The organism is Pedobacter sp. 10L46_2 (genome assembly GCF_056395165.1).
In genome coordinates this window covers 1-6,778 of sequence record NZ_JBFTIZ010000231.1, presented here as the reverse complement: position 1 = coordinate 6,778, position 6,778 = coordinate 1, and the positions used below count along the sequence as shown (strand labels likewise).

The following is a 6,778-nucleotide window of genomic DNA, read 5'->3' as shown; positions in this document are numbered from 1 at the left end:
GGCTGCCAATGTTATCGGAAATACCATGAAATATCACCCTCATGGGGATGCTTCTATTGGCGATGCAATGGTGCAAATTGGTCAAAAGGAACTGCTGATAGATTGCCAGGGTAACTGGGGTGATCCGGTAACTGGCGACAGTGCCGCTGCGGCCCGTTATATCGAAGCGCGCTTGTCTAAATTTGCAAACGAAGTAGTGTTTAATCCAGATACTACCGTTTGGCAATTGAGTTACGATGGACGTAACAACGAACCCATTACTTTGCCGGTTAAATTTCCTTTGCTATTGGCCCAGGGGGCAGAAGGTATTGCGGTAGGTTTGGCTACCAAGGTTATGCCTCATAATTTTCTGGAACTGATTGATGCTTCCATCGAATCTTTAAAAGGAACCAGACCAAATATTCTCCCTGATTTCTTTACTGGCGGTATGGCCGATTTCTCGGCGTATAACGAAGGTATGCGCGGAGGTAAAATCAGGGTAAGAGCAAAAATTACAGAAAAAGATAAGAAGACCCTCGTAATAACCGAAATACCATACAGCACAACAACAGGTTCTGTAATCGATAGCATATTATCTGCTAACGATAAGGGTAAGATCAAGATTAAGAAAATTGAAGACAATACGGCACAGAATGTAGAGATTGTCATCCATCTTGCTCCTGGTATCTCACCTGATGTAACTATTGACGCGTTGTATGCTTTCACTTCATGCGAAGTTTCTATATCTCCAAATACTTGTGTTATCAAGGATGATAAACCTCAGTTTTTGAGTGTTAATGATATCCTTATCGAGAATACTCATAATACCAAGAATCTGTTAAAACAAGAATTGGAAATTAAGTTGCATGAATTGCAGGAAAGAATATTCTTTAGCTCACTACTAAAGATCTTTATTCAGGAGGGCATGTACAAAAATGCGGACTATGAGAATTCTGGTAATTTTGAAACGGTTGTTGAGGTATTGAATCTTTTATTCGAACCATTCAAACCCGATTTGTATAGGGAGATTCAGCCGGAAGATTTCAAAAAACTTATTGATAAACCAATGAGTAGCATTACCCGCTTTGACGTTAAAAAGGCGGATGATCAGATGAAAGCTTTAGCTGATGAGATCAAAGTTGTAAAAAATCACCTTCGTCACCTAACAGATTATACCATTGCCTGGTTCCAGAAACTTAGAGATAAGTATGGTAAAGGTAAAGAGCGTAAAACAGAGATTCGTTTATTCGATAGGGTAGAGGCATCTAAAGTGGCTTTAGCCAATGTAAAACTATACCTGAACCGTGAAGATGGTTTTGTGGGTACTGGTTTGCGTAAGGATGAATTTGTTGCAGATTGTTCCGATATTGATGAAATAATCGTCTTCAGAGAAGATGGTAAATGTATCATCACCAAGGTGGCAGATAAAACCTTTGTTGGTAAAGGAATTCTGCATGCACAGGTGTTTAAAAAGGGTGATGAACGGACCATCTATAACATGGTTTATAAAGATGGGGCCAGCGGCGTTTCGTACATTAAACGTTTCGCTGTAGTTGGTGTAACCCGCGATAAGGAATATGACCTCACCAAAGGAAGTAAAGGTTCTAAAGTATTGTATTTTACAGCCAACCCAAATGGAGAAGCTGAAGTGATTACGGTTCAGTTAAAACCACACACTAAACTTAAGAAACTTCAATTTGACCTTGATTATGCTGAAATAGCGATTAAAGGGCGTGCCTCTCAGGGTAATATTGTATCTAAGTATCCTATCAAAAAGATCCTGTTAAAAACAAAAGGAGTATCAACACTTTCCGGCCTTAAGATATGGTATGACGATTTGCTTAGAAGACTTAATGTTGATGGAAGAGGGAAATACCTTGGTGAATTCGATGGTGATGATAAAATATTACAGGTTCATAAAGAGGGATGGTATGAGCTGAGTACATTCGAATTGAGCAATCACTTTGATGCAGATCTGATACTGATCCAGAAATTTGATCCTGAAAAACCATTTACTGTTGTACAATACGAGGGGAAAGCTAAAAATTATTTCATAAAGAGATTTGTATTTGAATCAATTGCCGTAGGTAAAAAAGGTACTCTGATTAGTGAAGAGAATGGTTCGAGATTCCTTTACCTGACCAGCAATCCAGAAGCAGTATTAACGGTTGATGTACTTAAAGGTAAAACGCAAATCCCGGAAACATTAGAAATAGTGTTAGCAGAGTTTATTGATGTAAAGGGTATAAAGGCTAACGGAAACAGGATCACTCAACATGACGTAAAAAATGTGAGTATTTCTAATCATGAAGAACTGGAATTAGTTCTGGAAAGCAAGGTCAGTATTCCAGATGCGTCTGCTAATGAAGAGCAAGCTGAAGGAGAAACTTCTGAAACAACAGCGGATGTAGCTACAAGTGGGGAAGAGGAAAATATCCAGGAAGTAGAGGAAAGCAATGTCGAGCCGGAAGAGCCGGAAGCTGTTTCGGAAGAACCTGAAGTCGAACAAGAGGAGGCATCACCTGTTGCGAAAAAGCCTTTTGTTGTCGCCAAGGAACCAAAGCCTGTTTCAAAAGAAGAACCTGTAGGAAAGGTTGAAGAAAAGCCATCTGAGGAGGCGGCAGAGGGAAAACCAAAAAAAGCGTGGGGAACACCTAAAACGCCAGAAAAAGAATCAAAGGCCAAGCCTGAAGGTAAAGAAGAGCCTAAAGCTCAGCCGAAACCTATGGCTAAAGAAACCCCAGAGACAAAGAAGGATGAGAAAGATATTCCGGCAAAAGAAATTAAGTTTGAGATCACTAACCCTGACGATATAGAAATTGACGATAAGGGGCAGTTAGGCTTGTTTTAGTCTTAATGTCCTGATCTTCGTTATTTTGATCATTAAATTTTTGTCATTTTCTGGCTAAGCATTGCCGGATTTTGAATAAGATAAATATATTTGTCAGATTACACATCACAATTAAAGGATAGATACTACTTAGGTTTATGTTGAAAAAATTAACGGGCATTCTTATTTTACTTTCATTTTTGCTGGTAAAGCATGTGTCGTTATTTACTGTAACCGACCATAAACAAACAGTATCGATCCATCATACTGATCAAGACTCTGAGAACTCAGAGGAAGAGAAAGAATTAAAAAATCTGGAGCTTACGGATGATGTTTTTATTCATCAGCCAATTGTAGATCTGGCGCATACCTTAACCTCAAAAAAGGTTAATTATAGCTTTGTATCGCCTACGGTTACCTCGGTTATTTCGCTACCATACCCCCCTCCTGAAATCTGATTGTAAATACACTACAATTAAGATTCAAATATTACACAATAATTTTATTTTATGAGATATCCTTTAGTATCAAAAGGTGCCGTATTAGGCATTTTATTAAGCGCAGCTGCATTTTCAGTAAATGCACAAAAAATTGAGGAGCAAGAGTTAAAAGTAAACGTTGATAAGATTTCTAATTCTACTGAACACTTAAAAAACCTGCAACCCGTAACTTTTAAATACGATGTACAGAAGTACAAACATCTTAAATTACCAGCTGGCGAGCAATACGGCTTCCTCGCCAGTAACGTACAATCAGAATACCCTGCTATGGTTTATGAGGCTACTAAAATGTACAACCAGGGTAAGAACAATTCAAAAGTTGCAAGATATAGCGAAGTGCAATCAGAAAATCTGATTCCCGTACTCGTGGCAGCTATTAAAGAGCAGCAGGCAGAAATTGAGTTGCTCAAAAAAGAATTAAACCTCTTGAAAGAGAAGTCTAAATAGGTAGTTTTTTGTTTTAGTATCTTTGAAAAAGCCATCGAAAGATGGCTTTTTAATTAATTCTGTTTTTAGATTGCTGCATTGGGTTTGTTGCAGGCATCTGTTGCTCCTTAAACAATTCAAACCTGGTAGACTGGCTTTTTCTTGGCCAGGAGTTATTGCTCTCATCAATATCGGCAGTTTCTCTATTTGGATCTAACTGTACTGAAACAACTTCCTTATCCTTAGCAAAAACTTTGGTTATCTTGTTTTCATTCTTTCTCCATACATAGGCAGGAATTCTATCTGTTTCTTTACTGCCATCCTTAAATGTCCATTCAATGATCAATGGCATCACTAAACCACCTAGGTTCGAGAATTCGAGTTCGTAAAAGTTCTTTTTGCTCTCATAGATTTTTTTCTCTTCAGTACCTAACGAGTTATAATAGTTTTGAAATTGCTCGTCGGCCGTTTTGCTTACTTCAAAGCGATCAAACTTATTATAAAAATCAAGCAAACTTGTGTCTTGCTCAATGGCAAACTTTATACCCTCGGCCTTATTGCGTTCTCGGCCCAGATATTTGTTGTCTTTTTCATATGCTTTCTTGCTTTCTGCATTTTCAACTGCTTGTTTCATGCTGTTCATGCGATAATAGCGCACCTCGTTCAATGAAATGTCTACGGGATCAGTACTAAAGAACCAACCTCTCCAAAACCAGTCAAGGTCAACTGCCGAAGCATCTTCCATTGTTCTGAACAAATCGGCAGGAGTAGGGTGTTTAAATGCCCATCGCTTTGCATACTCTTTAAAAGAATAATCAAAAAGCTCCCTGCCCATTATGGTTTCTCTTAAAATGTTTAGCGCTGTGGCTGGTTTAGCATAAGCATTAGGGCCAAAATTTACAATGTTCTCGGAATTAGTCATAATCGGCTCCAGCTGGTCTTTCGGCATTTTCATGTAGTCTACAATCTTATGTGCTGGTCCTCGTTGAGAGGGATAATTATTGTCCCATTCCTGCTCTGCCATAAACTGGCAAAAAGTATTTAGGCCCTCATCCATCCAGGTCCATTGTCTTTCGTCGGAGTTTACAATCATGGGGAAAAAATTATGACCCACCTCATGAATAATTACACTGATTACACCATATTTAAGTGACTCCGTGTATGAACCATCTTTTTCTGCACGGCCATGATTAAAGCAAATCATAGGATATTCCATTGCATTGGAGGCTTCAACAGATATTGCAACAGGATATGGATAGGGAATGGTGTGTTTAGAATACGATTTTAAAGTATGCGCAACCACCTTGGTCGAATACCTGCTGTATATCGGGTAAGCTTCGGGGCCATAATAAGACATGGCCATTGTTTTTTTTCCGTCGATATAAGTTGCCATAGCATCCCAAACCAATCTTCTTGAAGATACCCATGCAAAATCCCTTACATTTTCGGCCACATAAGTCCATGTCTTTTTCCCGGTTGCCTTTTTTGTAATAGCGGATTTTGCTTCACTAAGATTTATAATTTCCAGAGGAGCTTTTGCTGTTTGTGCTTCATTCCATCTCCTTAAGCTGGTTGCGCTTAAAACCTGTGGATAGTTCTGGCATTCGCCTGTTGCACCAACTATGTGGTCTGCCGGAACAGTCAGGTTCACCTTGTAGTTTCCAAAAACCAAGGCAAACTCTCCTCTGCCCTCGAATTGCTTGTTTTGCCATCCCTGGAAATCAGAATAAACAGCCATACGCGGAAACCATTGTGTAATGGTAAACAAATAATTGTCGTCTTGAGGAAAATACTCATATCCACCTCTTCCATGTACAATCTTACGATCAGAGATGTTGTAATTCCACGTTATTTTTAATTTATACTTTTCCTTAGGTTTAAGCACGACAGGCAAATCAATCCGTAACATGGTGTTGTTAATCACGTAGGGAAGAGGAGTGCCCTTCTCATCGGTAATTTTAATGATCTTAACACCAAGATCATCATCGCGGCCAATAATATCAGAGAAGTCATCTAATGTCATCTTCTCTTTTATTTTGCTGGTTTGTGTAAGCTTATTGTCGCTTGTAGCTTTGTTCTGATTCTCGTCAAGCTGAACCCACAAATAACTTAAAGGATCTGGCGAATTATTATAATAAGTGATCGTTTCAGATCCATTTAAACGCAGGTTCTTTTCATCCAGTTCTGCATTAATCTCATAATCTGCCCTTTGCTGCCAATATGCAGGGCCGGGTGCGCCAGATGCAGAGCGGTAATAGTTTGGATCAGAAAGGATTGTGCCTAGCTGTTCAAATTTATTACCGTGGTTTGAACCCGGATTATTTAATGATTGTGCGTATATACCGACATTGAAAAACAATGCGGCAGTTAGAAGTAACGGTTTCTTCATTTTGTTAGTTAAGGATTGCAGGTAACCGTTCGGCGGCCACTACAAATGATATACCAAATATAGCGGATGAAAGGAAGAAATTCCAGTCCCACCGCTTAATTTTTACGATCATAATAAGGATAAATGAAAGTATGAGTACACCGAAAACGATTAGTATCTGCCCAAATTCCAGCCCAAGGTTAAAGGCAAGTAACTCCACAACGATGTTGGTAGTTTTGCCAAGCAGACTTTTTAAGTAATTTGAGAAACCCATGCCATGTATTAGTCCAAAGATGAGTGCTAATGTATATTTTAACCTTATGGCCTTGGGCTTGGGCTTTTTATTAAGGATGTTGGCTAACGCAGTTATCATAATTGTAACCGGAATTAAAAATTCTATAAGTGCGGTGTTTACGTGCACAACATTTAACACACTTAGGGCTAAAGTTATGCTGTGGCCAACGGTAAATGCGGTAACCAAAATTAGTACTCTTTTCCAATCGGAGAGGGTGTATACACCACAAAGAGCAAGTAAGAAAAGTATATGATCGTAGCCTTTCCAGTCTAAAATATGGTGCCAGCCAAGATCAAAATAGAGATTGAAATCTTGCATTATAGTTTAAAGTTGTAATTTTGAATACAGAATAGCAAGAAATATTCTATTTTATATCTACC

The 6,778-nt window shown here is 38.8% G+C and carries 5 protein-coding genes; 3 read left to right on the top strand and 2 right to left on the bottom strand.

The features are described 5' to 3' along the window. From AC1DDX_RS20085 to AC1DDX_RS20075, 3 genes are all read left to right on the top strand, one after another. The coding region (locus tag AC1DDX_RS20085) for a DNA gyrase/topoisomerase IV subunit A (protein ID WP_477622472.1) at positions 1–2,830 on the top strand (2,830 nt) is incomplete at its 5' end. A 137-nt stretch (positions 2,831–2,967) separates the two neighbouring features. After that, positions 2,968–3,267, top strand: a complete 300-nt coding sequence (locus AC1DDX_RS20080) for a hypothetical protein (RefSeq protein WP_172661015.1) — start codon at positions 2,968–2,970, stop codon at positions 3,265–3,267. Between the two features lie 51 nt (positions 3,268–3,318). After that, positions 3,319–3,756: a tail fiber domain-containing protein gene (locus AC1DDX_RS20075; protein WP_172661014.1), complete on the top strand. Its 438-nt coding sequence runs from the start codon at positions 3,319–3,321 to the stop codon at positions 3,754–3,756. Between the two features lie 49 nt (positions 3,757–3,805). Here the strand turns inward: AC1DDX_RS20075 and AC1DDX_RS20070 are convergent, their stop codons facing one another. Both AC1DDX_RS20070 and AC1DDX_RS20065 read right to left on the bottom strand, forming a co-directional pair. Then, positions 3,806–6,124 (bottom strand): M1 family metallopeptidase, encoded by a 2,319-nt coding sequence (locus AC1DDX_RS20070; RefSeq protein ID WP_477611794.1) that lies wholly within the window; start codon positions 6,122–6,124, stop codon positions 3,806–3,808. 4 nt (positions 6,125–6,128) lie between these two features. Beyond that, entirely contained in the window at positions 6,129–6,716 is a 588-nt protein-coding gene (locus AC1DDX_RS20065; protein WP_288879590.1) for a HupE/UreJ family protein, read from the bottom strand. Positions 6,717–6,778 lie beyond the last annotated feature (62 nt).